The organism is Promicromonospora kroppenstedtii (assembly GCF_044389675.1).
GTDB classification, from domain to species: Bacteria; Actinomycetota; Actinomycetes; order Actinomycetales; family Cellulomonadaceae; genus Promicromonospora; species Promicromonospora kroppenstedtii.
This window is the reverse complement of sequence record NZ_JBIRYI010000001.1, coordinates 307,791-328,157: the sequence shown is the minus strand read 5'-3', so window position 1 is coordinate 328,157 and position 20,367 is coordinate 307,791. Positions and strand designations below refer to the sequence as shown.

23 protein-coding genes and 1 tRNA gene are annotated in these 20,367 nt (G+C 69.7%); 13 read left to right on the top strand and 11 right to left on the bottom strand.

Annotation, left to right across the window (positions count from 1 at the left end; all coding sequences use genetic code 11):
- On the top strand, positions 1-912 hold the full coding sequence (locus ACH47X_RS01495; RefSeq protein ID WP_397400728.1) for a carbohydrate ABC transporter permease: 912 nt from the start codon (positions 1-3) through the stop codon (positions 910-912).
- Here the strand turns inward: ACH47X_RS01495 and ACH47X_RS01490 are convergent.
- Positions 845-1,789, bottom strand: coding sequence for an EamA family transporter (locus ACH47X_RS01490; RefSeq protein WP_397400726.1), 945 nt, complete (start codon positions 1,787-1,789; stop codon positions 845-847). The two genes, ACH47X_RS01495 and ACH47X_RS01490, sit on opposite strands and share 68 nt — an antisense overlap.
- A gap of 70 nt (positions 1,790-1,859) precedes the next feature.
- Here ACH47X_RS01490 and ACH47X_RS01485 point away from each other — a divergent pair, with 70 nt between their 5' ends.
- The 3 genes from ACH47X_RS01485 to ACH47X_RS01475 all read left to right on the top strand — a co-directional run bounded on the left by ACH47X_RS01485 (position 1,860) and on the right by ACH47X_RS01475 (position 3,364).
- A complete protein-coding gene (locus ACH47X_RS01485) occupies positions 1,860-2,777 on the top strand; it encodes a LysR family transcriptional regulator (protein ID WP_397400724.1) in 918 nt (305 codons plus the stop codon).
- Positions 2,778-2,797: 20 nt separating this feature from the next.
- Complete coding sequence (locus ACH47X_RS01480; protein WP_084800252.1) at positions 2,798-3,166, top strand: nuclear transport factor 2 family protein; 369 nt, start codon at positions 2,798-2,800, stop codon at positions 3,164-3,166.
- Between the two features lie 127 nt (positions 3,167-3,293).
- Positions 3,294-3,364, top strand: a tRNA-Gly gene (locus tag ACH47X_RS01475).
- A 241-nt stretch (positions 3,365-3,605) separates the two neighbouring features.
- Here the strand turns inward: ACH47X_RS01475 and ACH47X_RS01470 are convergent.
- The 8 genes from ACH47X_RS01470 to ACH47X_RS01435 form a co-directional block, all read right to left on the bottom strand.
- Positions 3,606-4,613, bottom strand: coding sequence for a protein-L-isoaspartate O-methyltransferase (locus tag ACH47X_RS01470; RefSeq protein WP_397400722.1), 1,008 nt, complete (start codon positions 4,611-4,613; stop codon positions 3,606-3,608).
- Positions 4,555-5,049, bottom strand: coding sequence for a lasso peptide biosynthesis B2 protein (locus tag ACH47X_RS01465; RefSeq protein WP_397400720.1), 495 nt, complete (start codon positions 5,047-5,049; stop codon positions 4,555-4,557). Before ACH47X_RS01465 ends, ACH47X_RS01470 begins: the two co-directional genes overlap by 59 nt.
- Positions 5,046-5,318, bottom strand: coding sequence for an actinodefensin-associated protein B (adfB, locus tag ACH47X_RS01460; protein ID WP_397400718.1), 273 nt, complete (start codon positions 5,316-5,318; stop codon positions 5,046-5,048). The genes ACH47X_RS01465 and adfB overlap by 4 nt, the downstream gene beginning before the upstream one ends.
- Positions 5,266-6,993 carry an asparagine synthase-related protein gene (locus ACH47X_RS01455; RefSeq protein ID WP_397400716.1) on the bottom strand — a complete coding sequence of 576 codons (1,728 nt, stop codon included), beginning with the start codon at positions 6,991-6,993 and terminating at the stop codon, positions 5,266-5,268. Before ACH47X_RS01455 ends, adfB begins: the two co-directional genes overlap by 53 nt.
- 158 nt (positions 6,994-7,151) lie before the next feature.
- Positions 7,152-7,298 carry a lasso RiPP family leader peptide-containing protein gene (locus ACH47X_RS01450; protein WP_397400714.1) on the bottom strand — a complete coding sequence of 49 codons (147 nt, stop codon included), beginning with the start codon at positions 7,296-7,298 and terminating at the stop codon, positions 7,152-7,154.
- A gap of 311 nt (positions 7,299-7,609) precedes the next feature.
- Entirely contained in the window at positions 7,610-8,071 is a 462-nt protein-coding gene (locus ACH47X_RS01445; RefSeq protein ID WP_397400712.1) for a deaminase, read from the bottom strand.
- On the bottom strand, positions 8,068-8,745 hold the full coding sequence (locus tag ACH47X_RS01440; RefSeq protein WP_397400710.1) for a RibD family protein: 678 nt from the start codon (positions 8,743-8,745) through the stop codon (positions 8,068-8,070). The genes ACH47X_RS01445 and ACH47X_RS01440 overlap by 4 nt, the downstream gene beginning before the upstream one ends.
- A 2-nt stretch (positions 8,746-8,747) precedes the next feature.
- Positions 8,748-9,476, bottom strand: a complete 729-nt coding sequence (locus tag ACH47X_RS01435; protein ID WP_397400708.1) for a helix-turn-helix domain-containing protein — start codon at positions 9,474-9,476, stop codon at positions 8,748-8,750.
- 202 nt (positions 9,477-9,678) lie between these two features.
- Between ACH47X_RS01435 and ACH47X_RS01430 the strand changes: the two genes are divergently transcribed.
- The 4 genes from ACH47X_RS01430 to bglS all read left to right on the top strand — a co-directional run bounded on the left by ACH47X_RS01430 (position 9,679) and on the right by bglS (position 13,426).
- A complete protein-coding gene (locus ACH47X_RS01430) occupies positions 9,679-10,416 on the top strand; it encodes a phosphatase PAP2 family protein (protein ID WP_397400706.1) in 738 nt (245 codons plus the stop codon).
- Positions 10,416-11,099 carry a phosphatase PAP2 family protein gene (locus ACH47X_RS01425; RefSeq protein WP_397400704.1) on the top strand — a complete coding sequence of 228 codons (684 nt, stop codon included), beginning with the start codon at positions 10,416-10,418 and terminating at the stop codon, positions 11,097-11,099. Before ACH47X_RS01430 ends, ACH47X_RS01425 begins: the two co-directional genes overlap by 1 nt.
- 132 nt (positions 11,100-11,231) lie before the next feature.
- On the top strand, positions 11,232-12,548 hold the full coding sequence (locus ACH47X_RS01420) for a glycoside hydrolase family 6 protein (protein ID WP_397400702.1): 1,317 nt from the start codon (positions 11,232-11,234) through the stop codon (positions 12,546-12,548).
- A 74-nt stretch (positions 12,549-12,622) separates the two neighbouring features.
- On the top strand, positions 12,623-13,426 hold the full coding sequence (gene bglS, locus ACH47X_RS01415; RefSeq protein ID WP_397400700.1) for a beta-glucanase: 804 nt from the start codon (positions 12,623-12,625) through the stop codon (positions 13,424-13,426).
- Positions 13,427-13,442: 16 nt separating this feature from the next.
- On the opposite strand, the gene ACH47X_RS01410 is transcribed toward bglS, so the two are convergent.
- Positions 13,443-14,522 (bottom strand): LacI family DNA-binding transcriptional regulator, encoded by a 1,080-nt coding sequence (locus tag ACH47X_RS01410; RefSeq protein WP_397400698.1) that lies wholly within the window; start codon positions 14,520-14,522, stop codon positions 13,443-13,445.
- 267 nt (positions 14,523-14,789) lie between these two features.
- On the opposite strand from ACH47X_RS01410, the gene ACH47X_RS01405 reads away from it, so the two are divergent.
- From ACH47X_RS01405 to ACH47X_RS01385, 5 genes are all read left to right on the top strand, one after another.
- Positions 14,790-14,954 carry a hypothetical protein gene (locus ACH47X_RS01405; RefSeq protein WP_160158997.1) on the top strand — a complete coding sequence of 55 codons (165 nt, stop codon included), beginning with the start codon at positions 14,790-14,792 and terminating at the stop codon, positions 14,952-14,954.
- A gap of 73 nt (positions 14,955-15,027) precedes the next feature.
- Positions 15,028-16,053, top strand: a complete 1,026-nt coding sequence (locus ACH47X_RS01400; RefSeq protein WP_397400696.1) for an ATP-binding cassette domain-containing protein — start codon at positions 15,028-15,030, stop codon at positions 16,051-16,053.
- Positions 16,050-16,859 carry an ABC transporter permease gene (locus ACH47X_RS01395; protein WP_397400694.1) on the top strand — a complete coding sequence of 270 codons (810 nt, stop codon included), beginning with the start codon at positions 16,050-16,052 and terminating at the stop codon, positions 16,857-16,859. The genes ACH47X_RS01400 and ACH47X_RS01395 overlap by 4 nt, the downstream gene beginning before the upstream one ends.
- A gap of 61 nt (positions 16,860-16,920) precedes the next feature.
- Positions 16,921-17,649 (top strand): SDR family NAD(P)-dependent oxidoreductase, encoded by a 729-nt coding sequence (locus tag ACH47X_RS01390; protein ID WP_397401502.1) that lies wholly within the window; start codon positions 16,921-16,923, stop codon positions 17,647-17,649.
- Positions 17,650-17,974: 325 nt separating this feature from the next.
- On the top strand, positions 17,975-19,528 hold the full coding sequence (locus ACH47X_RS01385; RefSeq protein WP_397400692.1) for an alanine/glycine:cation symporter family protein: 1,554 nt from the start codon (positions 17,975-17,977) through the stop codon (positions 19,526-19,528).
- 41 nt (positions 19,529-19,569) lie between these two features.
- Here the strand turns inward: ACH47X_RS01385 and ACH47X_RS01380 are convergent, their stop codons facing one another.
- The gene (locus tag ACH47X_RS01380; RefSeq protein ID WP_397400690.1) at positions 19,570-20,325 is read right to left on the bottom strand and encodes a DUF2625 family protein; all 756 of its coding nucleotides are present in this window, start codon (positions 20,323-20,325) and stop codon (positions 19,570-19,572) included.
- Between the last annotated feature and the right edge of the window lie 42 nt (positions 20,326-20,367).

Here is a 20,367-nt window from a genome sequence, read left to right as displayed (position 1 = left end):
ATGGCTACGGTCACTGCGCCGGCTGGCGCGCGTGTGGTGCGGCGTCCCACCGTGGTGCCGGCGTCGCCGTCCGGGCCCGAGCGGGACACCCGGGTCAAGCGGACGCTCTACGTGGTGGGCGGGACCCTGGCCGCGCTGGTGTTCCTGGTGCCGCTGGTGGTCGCGTTCGTGCGGGCCGGGCAGCCGGGCGACGTCATCGTGGCGGCCCCCGACGGCCGGTTCTTCGAGCTGTCGTGGGTCAACTTCCAAGCCGTGATCGACCAGCCGGAGGTGTGGCGCGGCATCCTCAACTCGGCGATCGTCTCGGTGTCGACGGCGGTGCTCACCGCGGTGCTCGCGACGCTGGCCGGGTACGGCTTCGCGCGGTTCCCGTTCCGGGGGCGCACGGTGCTGTTCGGGCTGGTGCTGGTCACGCTGATGATCCCGTTCCAGGCGATCCTGACGCCGCTCTACCTGCAGATGAACGTCATGGGGCTCACGGACAGCCTGTTCGGCCTGGTGCTCTTCTACACGACGGTGAACCTGCCGTTCGGCATCTTCGTCATGCGCAACACGTTCGCCGCGGTGCCGGCGGAGCTCGAGGACTCGGCGCACGTTGACGGGGCGGGCACGATCCGGATTCTGGTGTCGGTGCTGCGGCCGCTCGTGGTGCCGGGGACCGCGACCGCCGCCCTGTACGCGTTCCTGGCGTCGTGGACGGAGTTCCTCGGGGCGCTGACGTTCCTGACCGACTCCAGCCTCTACACGCTGCCGGTGTCGCTGGTGAACCTGCAGCAGGGGGCGTACGGGCAGGTCAACTTCGGGCTGCTGGCGGCGGGGTCGGTCATCGCGATGATCCCGTGCGTCATCCTGTACGTGGCGCTCCAGCGGTACTACGTGGCAGGGCTGGCGTCGGGGTCGGTGAAGGGGTGAGGTGTTCTGGGGTGCGTGGTGCTTTGCGCCGCGCGCCCCAGAGCACTCCGGCGATGACGAGTGCCGCCCCGGTCGCCGTCCACACCCCGATCTGCTCGCCGAGCAGCACGGCCGACGTGCTCAGGCCGACCACGGGAACCAGCATGGAGAACGGGGCGACGACGCCCGCGGGGTGCCGGGCCATGAGCCAGGTCCAGACGCCGGAGCCGGCCAGGGTGCCGATCAGGACCGTGTAGGCGAGGCCGAGGAGCGCTGGGCCCATGGCCGGTCCGGGGACGAACGAGCCGGCGATGGCGTCGGGCCCCTCGATGACCAGCGACAACGCCAGCATCGGGATCGGCGGCACCACGGACATCCACAGGGTCAGGTGCAGCGGGTTCGGCGCCTTGGCGCGGGCGCTGGAGACGTTGCCGATCGCCCAGCCGAAGCCGCCGGCCAGGACCAGGAGGAACGGACCGAACGCCGCGGCCTGCGCCTGGGACCAGCCGACGACGGCAAGCCCGAGGGTCGCGACAGAGAGGCCCACGACCTGCCGGGCGGACACGCGCTCGCGGAACACCGTGGCGCCGAGCAGCACCGTGAACGGCGCCGACGACTGGAGCACCAGCGACGCGAGGCCCGTCGGCATCCCGGCCGCCATGCCCCAGTAGAGGAACAGGAACTGCAGGGTGCCGAACCCGATGCCGTAGCCGAGCAGCCACCGCACCGGCACCCTCGGACGCGGCACGAGCAGGATCGTAGGGACGGCGATGACCGCGAACCGCAGCGCCGCGAGCAGGAACGGCGGGAACTGTTCCAGCGAGGCGTGGATAGCGATGAAGTTGAGCCCCCACATGACCGCGACGGACACGGCGAGCAGGCGGTGCGAGATCGGCATGTGCTGAGCGTCGTCCGATCTGAGTTGAAGGACAAGCGAAATGTTCTACGGCTCCTTGTAGGCTGCCTACATGAACGACCTCTCGCGCCTGGACCCGCGCCACCTCGACCTGCTGCGCGAGTTCGCCGACCGTGGGTCCGTGACGGCCGTGGCCAGGGCGACGCACCGGACGCCGTCGGCGGTGTCGCAGCAGCTGCGCACCGCCCAGCGGGAGCTGCGCGGCATCCCGCTCGTCGAGCCGCACGGCCGGGGCCTGCGGCTCACCGAGGCGGGCCGCCTCCTGGCCGACGGCGGACGGGAGGTCTCCCGGACGGTCGCCCAGGTGCAGGCGCGGTGGGACGAGTTCATGGGCTCGGCGTCGGGCACGGTGCGGGTGGCGACGCTGCCGAGCGCGGCGACGGTGCTGCTACCGGGCGTGCTGGAGCGGCTCGCCTCGACGGGGGTGACGCTGGAGTGCACCGATATGGATATCGCGGAGTCCGAGTACTCGGAGATGGTCGCCGACCACGACATCGTGATCGGGCACAGCTTCACCGGGCCGGTGCCGACGGGCGCCGGGCACCTGGTCACGGCGGCCCTGCTGCGGGAGCCGCTGGACATCGCTCTGCGCGCGGGGCATCCGCTTGCCGCGAAGACGCGGGTCACGGCGCGAGACCTGGTGGCCTACGAGTGGTACGGGGTGCCGCTCGGGTACCCGTTCGACGGGCTGCGCATCGCGGTCGAGACGACGGCGGGGCAGCCCGTGCGGGTGGCGCAGCGGCTGCGCGACAACCGGCTGATCGAGGCTCTGGTGGCATCGAGCGATCGTGTGGGGGTGCTGCCCCGGTACTCGACGGCGCCGGGTGATCGGCTGGTTCTGCGGCCGGTGCACGGCATGGATGCTGCGCGGTGGATCGTGGCGATCCTGCGGCCGGATCATGCGGAGCGGTTGGCGGTGCGGACGGCGCTGGAGGCGTTCCGGGCGGTGGGGCAAGAGGTGGTGGGCTGACGTCGTGGGATGCTGCGTGAATGTCAGCTCAAGAGGTCATGGAACGGCTCGCGGAGGTCATTGACGGGCACCGGTGGGACGACCTGCCGAGCCTGCTGGATCCGGCCTTCACCTGCCGTTACGTGCACACCGGCGAGACCTACGGCGCCGACGCGTGGGTGCGGCTCAACGCGGAGTACCCGGGCTTCCAGAACCTGCGTCTCGAGGACTGCGTGGCGGACGGCGACCGCGCCGCAGGCCGTGCGCATGTCACGGGGATGTCCGACGGCGAGCTGGAGCACTTCGAGGTGGCGACGTTCATCACCGTGCGGGACGGGCTCATCGTGGAGATGACGGAGGTGTGGACCGACGTCGGCCAGGAGGCGCCGGAGGGAACGCGGCCTTCTTGAGGCGGCCGGCGGTCCGGTGGTGCGAGCGGTTCGCGGCGGCGCGGGCAGGGCGCCACGCGGACGGAGCCGCTGACAGGGCGCGAGGTTTGCTAAGGTAACGCCCGCACCGTGCTTCGAGCGCGGGCTTGCGGGCGTAGCTCAATGGTAGAGCCTTAGTCTTCCAAACTAATTACGCGGGTTCGATTCCCGTCGCCCGCTCAGAGTGCGGAAGCCCAGGTCAGAGAGTGTTTCTGACCTGGGCTTCGTGCATTCTGGAGGGCTGGAAGCGGCGCCGAGTGGCCCTAAATAGCCCTTCGGGACTGGGCCAGGACCCGGAGCCACAACGCCCGCGCTTCATCTGCCTCGCTCGGCCGGCCGGCAAGAACCACGATCCAGACCAGGCCGAGCGCTTTGGTCTACCGCCGACGCGTCCTCAGAAGAGTTCAGCTGCAGGACGCACTTAGAGCGTCAAGCGCACTTTCCATCCCTCAGCGTTCGGCACGACGACACCTGCTACGTCGGCCCAGCCCGGGCGTCCTGCTTCCCGCCACTGCTCGATCCACCCAGTCAGCACTCGTGTTGCATCGGAATCCCCCGAGGTGACCAGTTCGCCGTCCGTGAGGAATGCGGCGCCGTCTTCATTGGCCATACCGATGCTGGTGAAGCGATCAGAGAGCCCGGCGGTAGCCAGCTCGTCCGGAACGGTCTCATACAACCAAGCCCTGAAGTCGTCGAGTTCTTCCGCCGCCACAAGCGGCGTGTTCGACACGTCAGGCCCGGTCCTGAGCCGGTCCAGTACCAGGCCGAGCGCCCCGGGGACCTTCCGTTGCGCCAGGCTACTGATCCACCACGGTTCGGCATCATCAGGGACGTGGGATGCCGTGACATAGCGAAGCGGCAGTCCAAATACGGTAACGGGTTCGGGATGCATCTCGATATACCCACCAGGTCGCACTGCGACAACTCGCGGATGCCCGGCGGTCACTGTGACGGCAACGATCGCGTGCGCAGTCGCAAGTTCTGCGACCTTGACCGGTGCCACGATGACGGCGTCCCGGGCAACCTGGTCGATCCAAGCAGACGGGATCACGTGCGGGGTCGCCCAGGCCACGACACGGTCGTAAGGCGCTCCACCCGAGTCGCCCGCATAACCATCGCCGTTGCTCACAGTCACGTTCGTGACGCCGGTCGCTTCCAGGCGAGCCTGCGCCCGGGGCACCAGGTCGGCGAACACCTCGACCGATCTCACGAGTCCACTCGGGCCGACAAGGCTGGCGAGCAGCGCGGACGTGTAACCGGATCCGGTGCCGATCTCCAGGACGCGGTGTCCGGGCCGGACATCGAGGTCTTCGAGCATCTTCTGGATCGAAGCGACGCTGGAAGACTGAGGGAGTGTGGAGCCGTCCGGCTCAGTGACGAAGTGGTCGTAGTCGACAGCGGCGACCGCGTTGGCAACGGCGGTGGTCATGGGTGGCTCCTTCGAGTACGGGCGGGATCGTCATGGTGCGCAGAAAAGAAGGCGTGGTCGCGGGTTCGTCGACCGGAACGCCGTCGGCCTCGACCCACGCATGGAACGTGTACGGGTGGACCTGCACGCCGTGGCACCACACCACGGCTCGCCCGCGTAGGGCGGCCAGCCACGTCGTCGTCAGTGAGATCTCGAGACAGGCAGCACGACCTGGCCACCAGGTCGCCGCGCGGCGAACGGTCCGCACCAACGCGTGGGCCTGATCCACCGTAGCCAGGTCATGCGCACGACCGTTGAAGCACCTCGTTGCCGCGAGTAAGACCCGAAGAGGCAAGAGCCTCAGGAAGGCGATCACCAGCACGAGGGCGATGAATGCCAGCACAGTCTTCGATCCGGACATCCGCCCGACCTGGGGGGCCGCCATCGTCACGCTCATGCTCCTGCCTCCTGGATGAGGCGGCCGCCGAGCAGAGTAGTGCGCAGATGTTCGGTCCAGGTCGCGGCCTGCGTGTCATCCTGTCGCGCGATGCGCTCGACGATGTCCGGTATCGGTCCGCCTGGCCCCTCCACGAGCGTGCAGAGCAATGCAGCAGCGGTGGGGTTCAGGGCATAGACGCGGTCACGGGCAACGTCGATCAGTACGCTGCCGCCGTCAGGCGTCGGTGTGGACGTGACCTGGTCGGCCAGCCGATAGCGGAGCGCCATCTGCCGCCTCCTCTCGGGTGATCCAGGAAATGCGAGAACGAACCTCTTCGGAGCGGAGCCAGACCTCGGTGGCGATCAGGTCGTTGATGCCGGCCAGGCGGACATCGGCACCGCAGATCGCCCGATCGAGCACCGTGGCCGCGTGCTGGTGTTCGACCAGCCCGGAGGCGACCAGACGCGAGCTTGTGAAGAGGGCACGCAGGTCGCCGGCGTTGCGAGACAGGCCCGCGTAGTGGAGCGCGGTGTAGTCGCCCTTGGTGGACCGGTCCAGAACCAATGCAGGAACGTGCTGGCTCAGGGCCGCCCGCAGCAGAGGCTTGGCGATGAATGCACTAGTGCGTTCGCACACGGGTACTGAGAGACATGCGCGCACCACCCGGTCAGTCACGAAGGGAGCCACCTGACGCAGGCCATGCGCCTGAGCTATCTCCAGATCGATGCGGTGGTCCCTCCCAAACGTCAGGACCGCGTTGCCGGCGATGCGATCCCCGATTGGTCCCTCGTCTCCGGCGCGGTCGTCAGGCAGAGGCACACATTCAGCGGCCGCACGGCGGCCCTCGGTGGTAAGCCAGGCTGCGTCGGGTGCTCCGAACCACCGCAGCCGGCCTGCCGCTCCTTGGTGCGACGAGCGACCGGTACGAAGCTCACGGACGAGCCTTCTCCGTGCGGACCGCTCCGACGTCCTGGCCAGGCGTGCGGCCGCGACGACGATCGGAAGCGCTGCACTCGTGCGCAGCTGTGCCCAAGCACGCGCTTCGCGGACGAGGCGCGGTACGTCACAGACGAGATCCGCAAGATAGGCCGGCGACCCGGACAGGACGGCGTCACCGCCGTCGCCTGTCAGGTGAACAGAAGAACCGAGGTCCATCAATTGTTGCTGCCACCAGCGGGTGCGGGCATACAGGACGGCATCGGACCACGGCTCGTCGGTATACGGGACCCGGTCAAGGTCCGTGTAGGGAAGGACGGTTTTGGGGATCCGACGCACCTCATGCCGAAGCATCGGCTGCGTTGCGGCAATCCGCGTGGCATGAGCCAGGTCTTCATTTCCCACCTGTGCCGCATCAAGGGTGAGCCCGATCAGGGGCACCGCTCGTGCGGCTAGTGCTGCGACCGAGCTTGAGTCCAGGCCACCGGAAAGGTCCGAGGTGACAAGCCCGGTCAACGGGGCACCGACCTCGGCACGCAGCGCCTCGTAGAGCCGATTGCCACCGGCAGCAAGACTCAGCGCAGCGTTCCTCGGTGGCCGGCCCATGGTCGTCGGTGCGTGGCTGGGCCGTAGGACGAGCATCCTGGTGGGCGGCACGACTGCCACTCGTTCGTGTGCCGATCGTGTCGAGAGCGGAATGACATCCGGGCACGAGAGTCGTAGCCCCAGCCATCCCTGATCGACTCCGGTTCCCAGCAGATCGGCCAAGACGTAGGACGAAGACGCGAAGTGTGCGGCACCGTCATGAACCGCGTGGAACACGAGACGGGTTCCGGCGACGTCACCGGTGACGATGGTCCGCCGGGCATCCGCCCAGACGACGTGGCTGTTCCCGCCCCGGTCGATCAACGGTTCGACCTCCAGTCGGCTGGCGAACCGACGTGCCTGGCGAGCCAGCTCTGTGTGGCCACACGTGACCTCGCCCAGAACGACGCACCACCAATCCGGACCATTGAGGACGTGCACCTGGTCATCCGGCCAGGCACCTAGTAGCCACACCGCTACATACCGTGACCGCAGCATGCGACTGCCCGCAGGACGGGGCGGGAGGTCCGCCCCCGTCGTAATCGATCCACCGAAGCTACGCATCGGATCAGGCCTCCCGTCTCGTCGCTGCAGGTCGGTCAGTAGTAGTACTTCTTCATGTCGGCGGTGTCGTTCTTGCCCTGACCCAGCGTCAGTCGCGTAAGGGTGCCCAGCTCGGTCACCACCGGCGGCTCGACCGCCACGGTGTTGTGATCGGCGAGAACATCCGAGGACTTGGTCTCCATCGCATACTCCTTCTCGTGAGGTGTCCGAACGGCCATGGAGCTGGCCGCGGGCAGACGACGGTTTCGGACCGTCGCTTGCCTGGTGGACCCATCAAATCCGAGCAGGAATGCTCAACCCATCGCAGCGATGACGCAGTGCTGTAGCAGAGTTGTGGCATCCAGCCTCTGACCAGCGCCGATACGGGTGACCCTGGGAGGCTGACGGCACCGTCCGCGGAGCACAGGGCCGTCTTTCCGACGGCGAGCCAGGTCAGACCGCCAGCAGGGTCACTCGTCGTGGGATCCGTCCCCGTCGGGCGCGGACTCTGAGCTCACGGGAGAAGGTGCGCATTGGGTTCGCGCGCAGCGCCGGCCAGCTCGGCCAGCTCAAGGACCTCACGGCCAGCGGCACGCAGCGTCTCGGCACCGACGCAGTCGACGAACAGGTCAGGCTCGCGCCAGGCGAACACGACCCGCGGGATGCCGGCCCGCAGGATGTGCTGGGTGCAGGTGACGGGGCGTGACGCACGTGTGCTGCACGGTTCGAGGGAGGTGTAGATCGTGGCAGTGGCAAGCAGGCCGCGGTCCGCCTCGCCGACATCAGCAAGTGCGGCTTCTTCGGCGTGCTCATGAAGATCGCCCCGCCGCGACCATCCCGTACCCAGAACCGTGCCGTCATCGGCCACGACCATCGCTCCGACCGAGAACGCCGTCTCGGACGGAGGGCACCGCCAGGCCAGTCCGATGGCCTGCTCAAGAAGAGCCCTGTCTCGGGACTCGCGGAACTCGCTCATCGCCGCGGAATATAGCGCAGCAGCACGCAGTCACCAATGGCACGCGTCTCGACCAGGGCCATCCGGTGCTTGCTGTCCTGCGGGAAGCCGCTGGGATTGACGAAGCGCGGCGCACTCTCGTCGCCGACGAAGAACGGCGCGAACACCACATGCAGCTCGTCCACGAGCCCTGCGGACAGGAACATTGTGTGAATCGTTCCGCCGCCTTCGACCATCAGCCGTTCCACGCCACGCGCGGCCAGATCGGTCAGAACACCGGCCGGGTCGACACTGTCCCCAAGCTCCACGACCGAGGCGGCCGGTCCCATCCGATCGGACAGTGCCGGCGCAGCGGCCGCCGTGGTGTACACGATCTTGTCGATGTCACCGGTCGCAAAGAACTTCGCCTCGGGGTCGATGTCTCCGCTGGCCGTGACAGTCACCTTCACGGGAGTCTCCGGCCTCCCGTCGGCAAGCCGCTTCGCCCGGCGCTCCTCCGAGCGGACCATCAGTCGAGGATTGTCAGCCCGGATCGTACTGGCCCCCACGAGGATCGCGTCGACATCGGCCCGCACGCTGTCGACCCGGTCGAAATCCTCGTCGTTGGACAGCAGCAGCCGCTCGGGCGTCGCGTCGTCGATGTACCCGTCGAGGCTCGCCGCCACAGAAAGCACGACATACGGTCGGCTGGTCATTCTCAGGCCCTCACCTTCATCGAGACGATGCGCTCAACGAGCATTCCGTACTGCGCCGAGTTCTCACAGGCCCCGATCTCGTCGAGAACGGAACCCGCAAGGCCACCATGATGACGTGGATCAGCTCGCATCTGTTCATAGCAGCGGCTCGCGGTGCCGCCCGTGCGAGGGAACGGCACGATCGTCCTGCCAGCCTGCCGTGCGAGCGTCACCTCCGCGGCAGTCCCCGCTCCGCCACCGATCACGAGGAACAGATCCGCGCCACGGACCACGTTCTCGTGCTCGAACAGCGCCGCGGTCATGGTGAAACCGGACGGTCGGAACTGGTCCGCCACATACGTCATGACTTCGATACCAACGCCGATCGGTCCATGGTTGACGTCAAGGTTCTCCGACACGACGAGCCGGGCAAGCTCAGCGACCGTCGCATCGATCAGTCCTGCGTCGCTGCCCGCGACCCGGCTGCCGCAGATCGCGATACGTAACCTCGACTGCTTGCGCCCAACGGTGTCGGCACGCTCGTCGACATTGCGGATCATCACATCCAGATCGTCCACCGACACCTGAAGGACGGTGGCGAGGCGCGGTCGGAACCACGCCAAGGGCTGGGTCTCGCCAGACTCCCAGCGAGCGACCGTGGTGCGCTCGATTCCCAGCCGCTCCGCGAGCGCCTCCTGGCTCAGCCCCAATGCCCGACGTCGGCTTGCCAGCCGGTCACGTCGCCGCTTCATCCCCGCACCCCTGTCCACATATCCCCCGGAGCGCACAACGCGGCACCCGAGGGGCAACGATGCCGCGCCCGCACCGCGAGCGCCAGCAACCGGGCCGAGACGCCTCGAAGGAACGTCGAGCCTCCCGCCCGCCCGCACCGATGCGGGGAAGCGGCACGCGCCACCAGACGCCAGTGACGACCCCCTGTGGGACCGTGTCGACATGAGCCCAGCACGGCACCGCACCCCCGCCCGCGGTCCGCAGACCGCCGGCGCGGCGCAGGCGACCACACCTCGCGCGCGCCGCCTGGTACGCGCTGCGCTCGTCGGTGTCGCGACCGGAGCTGCCGTCGTCGTCATCGCGCTGCTCGTGCGTGAACAGTGGCCGCCGCTCGTCCAGCTCGACGAGCTCGCCGTGACGGAGGGCGCTGCGTTCGCCGCCCAGCATCCCGGGCTGCTGCGCGCACTCATCACATGGCAGTGGGCCTTCCTCGCAGTCCACCTGCTCGTGCCCGTCGGAGCGATCTGCCTCGTCTACTGGTGGCGCACCGGCAGCACCACGCGCACCTGGTGGGCACTCACGACGATCCTCACGGCCTGGGGCCTGTCCAACCTGCTGAAGGAGCTCGTGCGCCGCGCGCGGCCGGTGCTGGACCAGCCGGTGGAGAGCGCGGGCGGCTTCTCGTTCCCGTCGGGGCACGCCGCGAACACGGCGGCGATGACGACGGCGCTGGTGGTGCTCGTGTGGCCGTCGCTCAGGTCGCGGGCCATGCGGGCCGCCGCGGTGGCGGGGGCGGTGGTGCTCACGGTCGCGACGGGGGTCGACCGGGTCATGCTCGGCGTCCACTACCCCTCCGACGTGGTGGCCGGTCTCCTCTTCGGCGTCGGTCTCGTGCTGGCGTCGTACCTCGCCTACCAGCACTGGTCGGCGCCGCGCCGCGAGCCGGGTACGTCCGCCTGATGCTCGACCTCGATCGGTGGACCGACGACACCTCGACGCCCGACGGGCGCGAGGTGCGCCGCGACCTCGGCCTGCGGGTCGGCGTCCCGGCAGCGGTGTGGTGGGTGCTCGTCGTGGGAATCGGGTTCCTCCTGACCGGCCCCCTGGCGGGGCTCAGAGAGCGGGAGAACGCGGTCAACGAATGGTTCGTCGCGCAGCGCACGGGGACCCTCGACCTCCTCACGGAGGTCTGGGGCGTGCTGGGGACGACCGAGACGATCATCGGGATCTGTCTCGTCGTGGTCGGCGTCGTCTGGTGGCGCACCAGGCAGTGGTGGTACGCGGTGGTCCCGGCGATCGCGGTCGCCGTCCAGGCGGCGGTCTTCATGCTGGCGGCGCTCGTCGTGAGCGCCGAACGCCCCGAGGTGGAACAGCTCGACGCGGCACCGCCGACCTCGAGCTTCCCGAGCGGCCACTCCGGCGCCTCGGTGGCGCTCTACGTCTCGCTCGCGCTCATGGCCCAGAGGATCCGATATGCGTGGCTGCGCGTCAGCGTGACCGTCGTGCTGCTGGCACTCCCCCTGCTCGTCATCTACTCCCGGTTGTACCGAGGGATGCACTATCCGAGCGATGTCGCCGTGGGGGTCCTCAACGGCCTCGTCTGCGTGGTGCTCGGGTGGTACTGGCTGCGCCGGACGCCTTGACACACTCCCCCACCTCCCAACACCATGGTCGGACTGGGAGCGCTTCCACAATCTTCCAGTTCTGTGCACGTCCCATGCAGCACCGCGACGAACACGCAACGACGCGTTCGCAGAGACCCTGGGAGATCCCTCATGAAACGACCCCGCCGGCTCCTGGCCGCGCTCACCGCGTGCGCGCTCGGCACCGCCCTGTTCGGCGGCACCGCCCTGCTCGGCAGCGGCGGCGCCAGCCAAGCCTGGGCGGCCAACGACGTCCTCGGCCCCGGGACCACGCTCTACACCAACCCGCAGAGCTCCACGAAGGAGGCAGCGCACGCCCTGCGCGGCCAGGCGAGGCGGGACGCGCTGCTGCTCAGCAAGATCCCCAGCTCCACGTGGTTCACGGACGGCAGCCCCGCCGAGGTGGAACGGGACGTCCACAAGCTGGTGAAGCGCACCGGCACCAAGGTCCCCGTGCTGGTCGCGTACAACATCCCGTTCCGTGACTGCGCGCTCTACTCGGCCGGCGGCGCCCGCGACGTCGCGGAGTACAAGGCGTGGATCGACGGCTTCGCCGCCGGCATCGGCCGGGAGGAGGTCGCCGTCGTCCTCGAGCCCGACGGGCTCGGCGTCATCCCCTGGTACACGACGCTGGACGGGCAGCTCGAGAACTGCCGGCCGCCGGAGTACGACCCCGAGACCACGGGCAGGGACGCCGCGGCGGAGCGGTTCGAGATGCTCAACTACGCCGTCGACCGCCTGCAGGAGCTGCCGAACGCCGTCGTGTACCTCGACGGCACGAACACGTCCTGGCTGAACGTGGGCGAGGCCGCCGACCGGCTCGTCAAGGCCGGGGTCGAGCGCGCGGACGGATTCTTCCTGAACGTGTCCAACTACGAGTTCACCGAGAACAGCGTGGCCTACGGCACCTGGATCTCCCAGTGCATCGCCTACGTCACGGAGGTCTCGTCCGGCGACTACGCGAACTGCGGCAACCAGTACTGGAGCGGCGGCCCCGCGAACGACTGGACCGGCGTGACCTTGTCCAACCAGGGAGTCTGGAGCCCGACGGCGGCCGACCCGGCGCTGAACACCGCGGGCATCGACTCGCGCTACGAGGCGGCGCTGGGCGACGTCGAGCCCACCACGCACTTCGTCGTCGACACGAGCCGCAACGGCCGGGGCGCCTGGGCCGCGCCCGCGGGCGTCTATCCCGACGCCGAGACGTGGTGCAACCCGCCCGACCGTGGACTCGGCCTGCGGCCCACGACCGACACCGGCAACGAGCTCGTCGACGCCCTGCTGTGGATCAAGATCCCCGGCGAGTCCGACGGCGAGTGCTTCCGCGGCCTCGGCGGGCCGGAGGACCCCGAGCGCGGCATGGTCGACCCGGCCGCGGGCCAGTGGTTCCCCGAGCAGGCACGGGAGCTCATCGAGCTCGCCCAGCCGCCGATCGGCGTCCACCACTGACGGCCTTCACCCGCCCAGCCCGGCACCACCTACCAGCCAGGCACCACCCACCACGAGTACCAACGGAGGTACGCATGCGATCGACGACGACGCAGCCCCGCTCCACCGCCCGACGTCGGCGCCGGCTCCTGGGCCTGGCCCCGGCGCTGGCCCTCGGCCTGCTGCTCGGGCTCTCGGCGACACCCGGTCTGACGCCCCCGGCCGCCGCGGTGGGCGGCAGCTTCACCGACAACCTCGACTCGTACAACACCGGCCGCTGGAACAAGGCCGACGGCTGGAGCAACGGCGGCATGTTCAACGCCGGCTGGCGGGCCGACCACGTCTGGCACAGCGGCGGCGTCATGGGTCTGAACCTGAACAACACGCCGTGCCCGAGCGGCTGCTCGGGCAAGCCGTACGCCTCCGGGGAGTACCGCAGCAACGAGCTGTACTCCTACGGGCGCTTCGAGGTCCGCATGAAGGCGGCGTCCGGGTCGGGGATCGTCACCTCGTTCTTCACCTACACCGGGCCGAGCGACGGCCAGCCGTGGGACGAGATCGACGTGGAGATCCTCGGCAAGAACACGTGGCAGATGCAGACCAACTACTTCACCAACGGCGTCGGCGGGCACGAGTCGGTCATCAACCTCGGCTTCGACGCCGCGGCCGGGTACCACGACTACGCCATCGAGTGGTGGAACGGCGGCACGATCAACTGGTTCGTCGACGGCCGCCTCGTCCACCAGGAGAACGGCTCGCGCGGCCCGCTTCCCACGCGTCCGCAGCGCATCATGATGAACCTGTGGCCGGGGACCGGCGTCGACAGCTGGCTCGGGCCGTTCAACTACACCGGCCAGCGGACGGCGACCTACGACTGGGTCAAGTACACCCAGTACTGACCTCGCCCGGCGCGGGTCAGGCTCCGCCCGGTGCCGACCCCCGCACGACCAGGCGGGTCGGCAGGATGACCGGGGTCGGCGACTCACCACTGATCAGGCGCACCAGCATCGTGGCCATCTCCTGACCGAGGCCACGGATCGGCTGGCTGACGGTGGTAAGCGCCGGCTCCGTGTGCTGCGCGATCTCCAGGTCGTCGAAGCCGACCACCGCGACGTCGTCGGGCACGCGGCGGCCCTGCGCCCTGAGGGTGCGGACGGCCCCGGCCGCCATGTTGTCCGAGGCGGCGAAGACGCCGTCGATGTCGGGGTGGACGGCGAGCAGCCGCTCCATCGCCCGGGCACCGCCCTCGAAGCTGAAGTCGGCGTGCTCGACCAGGTCCGAGCCACGCCCCGCCACCGCCAGGGCGTCGACGAACCCGTCGTACCGGGCGACCGACGCCTGAAGGTCCATCGGGCCGGTGATCGTGGCGATGCGGGTGCGCCCGGATCCGAGCAGGTGCTCGGCGGCGAGGCGGGCGCCGCCTCGGTTGTCGACGTCGACGTACCACCGGGCCTCGCCGTGCAGCGGCCGGCCGCCGACCACGACCGGCAGCCCGGTCGCCGCCACGAGCCGGTTCAGCGGGTCGTCCGCGCGCAGGGCCATGAGCATCAGCCCGTCGGAGCGCCGCGAGCGCAGCAGCCGTTCGAGCCGGGCCTGACCCCGCTCCGACGACACCAGCATGAGCGTCAGGTCCAGATCCGACCGGTCCAGCGCTCCCGCCACGCCGACGAGCACCTGGGAGAAGAACGGGTCGCCGAACAGCGCCGGGTCGTCGTCGGACACGGCCAGGACCACCGAGCTGCCCGTGCTCGTCGCCAGGGCGCGAGCCGTCGCGTTCGGGACGTAGCCGAGCTCGGTCGCCGCGCGGGCCACGGCCTCCCGCTTGGCGGGGCTGACGTTGCGGGCGTTGTTCATGGCGCGGGACGCCACCGAGCGCGACACCCCGGCCCGCAGCGCGACCTCGTCGAGGGTAGGCACCTTGAACACACTGTCGGGCAGTTGTCCGGGCGAGGTCTCGCGACGGTCCACCGGACCGGCCGTCGTGGAGTCAGGCATGCGGCTCAGCCTAGTGCGGGCCCCCGCGGCGCCCGCGACCGACGATCATCACGCTCACCACGCCGTCGGCACCAGCACCTGCCGCAGCTCCTCGAACCCGTAGGACCAGCGCCGACAGCGACCGTGCGCCCAGGCCGCACCGTCCGGGTGGCGTTGGCCCCGGCAACCGCAGGACTTTGGTCCCTGGACCGGCGGCGGTGACGTCGATCACGCTGGTTCGGTGCTCACCACGGTGAGAGCCAGACCGCCGATCGACAGGACCAACGCATGAACCGCACGTGGAAGATGGCAGTCGCCCCGGTCGCGCCGACCGGTCACGACTACGCGGTCCGCAGGATCCTCGAGGAGCTGGCGCGCGCGAGGTCGCTGGCCGACGAGCTGGCCGACCGGCTGCGGCAGACCGCCGCGCCGTCGCCGCCGCGGCTGCCCTGACGGATCCACTGCCTCGACCGCTTCCGAGTCGGATCGAGGCCCGGGCCGCCACAGTGGAGAGCGGGAGGATCCCATGACCGACTCGCCGGCTGTCGAGGCACGCGGCCTCGTCAAGCACTTCACCAGCCGCAAGTCCGTCACCAAGGCCGTCGACGGTATCGACCTGTCGATCGGCGAGGGCAGCGTCTTCGGCCTGCTCGGCCCCAACGGGGCCGGCAAGACCACGGTCGTCCGCATGCTCGCCACCCTGCTGCGGCCCGACGCCGGGACCGCCAGCGTCCTGGGCCACGACGTGGTGCACGACGCCGACGCCGTCCGCTCCGCCGTCGGCCTCACCGGGCAGTACGCGTCCGTGGACGAGGACCTGACCGGCACGGAGAACCTCATCATGCTCGCCCGCCTCTACGGCTTCGCGCCCGCCGCGGCCCGCCGCCGGGTCCAGGGCCTGCTGGAGGCGTTCGACCTGGCCGATGCCGGATCGCGCCAGGTCAAGACCTACTCCGGCGGCATGCACCGGCGCATCGACCTCGCCGCCTCGCTCGTGCTCGCCCCGCGCGTGCTGTTCCTGGACGAGCCGACCACAGGTCTGGATCCACGCAGCCGCAACCAGGTGTGGGACATCGTCCGTGTGCTGGTGGACGACGGCGCCACCGTGCTGCTCACGACGCAGTACCTCGACGAGGCCGACCAGCTGGCCGACCGCATCGCCGTCGTCGACCACGGTCGGACCATCGCCGAGGGGACATCCAGCGACCTCAAGCGGTCGGTCGGCGAGGGGGCCGTGCACCTGCGCGTCGCCGAGGTGACCGACCGCACCCGGGCCGCCGAGATCACCGAGCGTGTGCTCGGCACCGAGGTCACCTACGACTCCGACCCGCACGCCATCGCGGCCCGCGTCCCGGACGACGGCACGGACGCCGTCCCCCGCCTGCTCCCCGCCCTGACCGAGGCCGGGATCAGCGTGCCGGAGTTCACGCTCGGCCAGCCGAGCCTCGACGAGGTCTTCCTCGCCCTCACCGGCCAGCCCCTGCCAGACGACGAGGAGCCGGCCCCGGAGCGCGACACCCGATCCCGCGAGACCACCGAGGTGCCGCGATGACCGCCACGACCCTGCGTGACGCCGTCGCCCTGACCGACCGGCCCACCCGGCCGTCGGCCCTGTCGACCACGCTGACGTTCGGCTGGCGCGCGCTGCTGAAGATCAAGCACGTGCCAGAGCAGCTCTTCGACGTGCTGGTCTCCCCCGTCATCTTCACGCTGATGTTCACGTACCTGTTCGGCGGGGCGCTGGCCGGCTCCACGCAGGCGTACGTGCAGTTCCTGCTGCCGGGGATCCTGGTGCAGACCATCCTGTTCGTGACCATCTACACCGGCTACACGCTCAACAACGACATCTCCAAGGGCGTCTTCGACCGGTTCCGCTCGCTGCCGATCTGGCGGCCGTCGCCGGTGGTCGGCGCCCTCCTGGGCGACACCGTGCGCTACACGATCGCCTCGGTGATCACGATCGCGCTGGGCCTCCTGCTGGGATTCCGGCCCGAGGGCGGGCCGGCGGGCGTGGTACTCGGCGTGCTGCTCCTGCTGGTGTTCGCCTTCGCGCTGAGCTGGACGTTCATCATCCTGGGGCTGCTGGTGCGCTCGCCGAACGCCGTCATGGGCATCTCGATGCTGGTGCTCATGCCGCTGACGTTCGCCTCGAACGTGTTCGTCGACCCGGCCACCATGCCGTCCGGGCTGCGCGCGTTCGTCGAGGTGAACCCCGTGACCCACCTGGTCACCGCAGAGCGCAGCCTGATGGCGGGCAGCCCGGACACCTCCGCGATCCTCTGGGTGCTGGTCGCGTCCGTCGTCCTGACGGCGGTGCTGGGGCCGATCGCGATGCGGATCTACCGGACCAAGACCTGAGCCCTGGCCCGGGTCCCGGAACCGGGTCGCGCCTACGATCGAGGTCATGGACTCTGCGACCGTGCACCGGATCCTCGTCACGGGTTCCGCCGACGGGCTGGGCCGCCTCGCTGCCGACGCGCTCCTGACCGAGGGGCACGAGGTGGTGGTGCACGCGCGCAACCCGGACCGGGCGGAGGCGCTGCGGCCGCTGGTCGACCGCGGCGCTCATCTCGTGGTGGCCGACCTCGGCGAGCGAGACGCCGTCCACGACCTCGCCGCCCGCCTGGCCGACGACGCCCAGCTGGACGCGGTGATCCACAACGCCGGGGTGTGGAGCGGCCGGGCGGTCATGCCGGTCAACATCGTGGCCCCGTACCTGCTCACGGCCCTGCTGCCCGGCCCGCGCCGGCTCGTGTACCTGAGCAGCGGCTCGCACTACAGCGGTCGCCCGGTGCTCGACGGCGTCGACTGGCAGGGGCGGAAGCCGGGCTCGTACGGCGACAGCAAGCTGTACGTCACGGCCCTGGCGGCCGCCGTCGCGCGCCTGCGTCCGGGGGTGCTGAGCAACGCCGTCGACCCCGGGTGGGTGCCCACGCGCATGGGCGGGGCGGGCGCCCCGGACGATCTGGAGCTGGGCCACCGCACGCAGGAGTGGCTGGCGACGAGTGCCGATCCGGAGGCGCTGACGACCGGCGGGTACTGGTATCACCGGGAGCGGCAGGAGCCGCATGCCGCGGCGCTGGACCTGGGGTTCCAGAACCGGCTGCTGGAGGCGCTGGAGAGGGAGACCGGGGTCGCGGTCGAGTGAGAAGAGGTTCGGTGCAGACAGGATGTGGCGTCCGACGACGGACACGTCCGTCGCCCTGAGCCGGCTGTGCTCGCTCGGTGCCTCCGTGTGGGGAGCGCCGCTCCCCCACGCCGAGCCGTTCCTCGTCGAGTGGGACGGCGGCGGGTGGAACTGTCCCGCCTGGCCGGCGTAACCACACTTCTGGGCCCAGAGGCCCACCTTCGGGCGAAGGACTGGCGTTCACCCACATTTCACCCGTTAGGGTGTCCGACGTTGCCAGTCCGTGACCGCGCTCACAGGTCGCCTCCGGTGCGCGTGTCCGAACAACCACACCCAGGAGCTACGCATGAGCTTTGCCGATTCCATCGGCACCGTGAACGAGCTGATCTGGTCGATCCCATTGATCGCCCTGTGTCTTCTCGCCGGTCTGTACTTCTCCCTCCGCACCGGCTTCCTCCAGGTGCGGCACATCCCTGACATGATCGCCCAGCTCAAGAAGGGCGAGAAATCGGAGGACGGCACGTCCTCCTTCCAGTCCCTGATGATGTCGCTCGCCGGCCGCGTGGGCGTGGGGAACATCGCCGGCGTCGCGACGGCGATCGCCTTCGGCGGTCCCGGGGCCGTCTTCTGGATGTGGACGTCCGCCTTCCTGGGCGCCGCAACGTCGTTCATCGAGTGCACGCTCGGCCAGATCTACAAGGAGAAGGACCCGGACACCGGTGAGTACCGCGGTGGCCCGGCCTACTACTTCGAGAAGGCCTACAAGCACAAGGCCCGTGGCCTCTCGCTGGCCTACGGGATCCTCTTCGCGGTCGTCACCATCCTCGCGATGAGCTTCTTCCTCCCGGGTGTGCAGGCCAACGGCATGGCGTCGGCGATCGACACCGCGTGGGGTGTCCCCACCTGGGTGACCGCCATCGGCCTGGTGATCCTGCTGGGCTTCATCGTCATCGGTGGCGTCAAGCGCATCGCGAACTTCGCGGTGGTCGTCGTCCCCGTGATGGCCCTGCTCTACATCCTCATCGCGGTCATCGTCTTCTTCGTCAACTTCACCGAGATCCCGCAGGTGTTCGGGCTGATCTTCGGCAGCGCCTTCGGCGTCCAGCCGGTGTTCGGGGCGATCATCGGCCTCGCGATCAAGTGGGGTGTACAGCGCGGCATCTACTCCAACGAGGCGGGTCAGGGCACCGGTCCGCACGCGGCAGCGGCCGCCGAGGTCTCGCACCCGGCCAAGCAGGGCTTCGCACAGTCCTTCGCGGTGTACGTGGACACCCTCCTCGTCTGCTCCGCCACGGCGTTCACCATCATCTCGACGGGCATGTACAACACCTTCGCGGGCGAGGTCTGGCCGAGCGACGTGATCCAGGAGGGTGGCGGCGGGCTGAGCCCCGACGTCGAGCCCGGACCGGGCTTCGTGCAGCAGGGTCTCGACTCGGTGTTCCCGGGTGCCGGCCCCACGTTCATCGCCGTCGTCGTCTCGTTCTTCGTGTTCACCACGATCGTGGCGTACTACTACATGGCCGAGACCAACCTGAACTACCTGACCCGCAAGATGACCAACCGGCTGGCGGCGCGTGCCATGCAGCGTGCGCTGCAGGCCCTGGTGCTGGTCTCGGTGGCCTACGGGGCGGTGACCACCGCAGGGGCGGCCTGGGGTCTCGGCGACATCGGCGTCGGCTCGATGGCCTGGCTGAACATCGTCGGCATCCTGTTCCTCCAGGGTCCTGCGCTGAAGGCGCTGAAGGACTACCGGGAGCAGAAGAAGCGGGGGCTGGACCCGCAGTTCGACCCGCGGCGGCTCGGCATCGAGAACGCGACGTTCTGGGAGGACCGCGCCGACGGCCGGCTCCGGAGCGGAGCCGTCGGGGAGCCGACGGCAACGCAGCTCGACCGCGACTGACGCGAGTGGCCCAGGCCAGAGAACGCTCTGGCCTGGGCCGATCAGACCCGGTCGCTGAACTTCCCCAGCGCCCCCAGGTCGACTCCGTCGATCTCCGCGGCGGTGGACCGCGCGAGCCCCACCAGCTCCGCCATCGGCACCACGGCCCGGCTGGTGGCGGCGAGGTTCTCGTGCGCCTCCTTGGACCAGAGCGGCGGGTAGAAGTTCAGGCCGCTGTCGCCGCTCAGGTCGCGGGCCTCGGCCTCCCAGCCGTCCCACCGCAGCCCGCTGGTGAACTCCGCCAGGCCGCCGTCGAGCACCCACATGAGCCAGGCGGCGTAGCCGGCCCCGAGCCCCTCCCACTGGAGAGTGTCCGGCGCGAGGTAGATCATCTCGCCAGGATTGCCGGGACGCCCGACGGCGGCGGGGTCGGCCCCGTTGAGCACGAAGGTCCCGCCGAGCACGTCGTGGGCCACGACGAGCCCTGGCGCCGCGGACCAGTCGGCGACAGGCGCGGGCGGGAAATCGTTCATCGCGGCCAGACCGGGCAGCCGGGCGCCTGGTTCCTGACCGAAGACGTCCGGCGCCGGGCTCCCGTACACGCGTAGCCAGCCGTGGTCGACCAGCAGTCCACCGGTGTGCACCACGACGGCACCGAGAAAGGACTTCGTCGTGACCTGGAGCTGCTCGAGCGTGCGCCGGCTGGTCGCGTCCTCGGGCGCGAGGATCTCGACGGGGACCGAGGCCTCGGCCACGAGCCGCCGCAGCTCCGGCCAGGCGGGTTCCTGCGTGGCGGTCAGGTTCTCGAACAGTCGCACCGCTCGATCGTAGTCGCGCGACGGGTACCGCAGCGGGAGCGG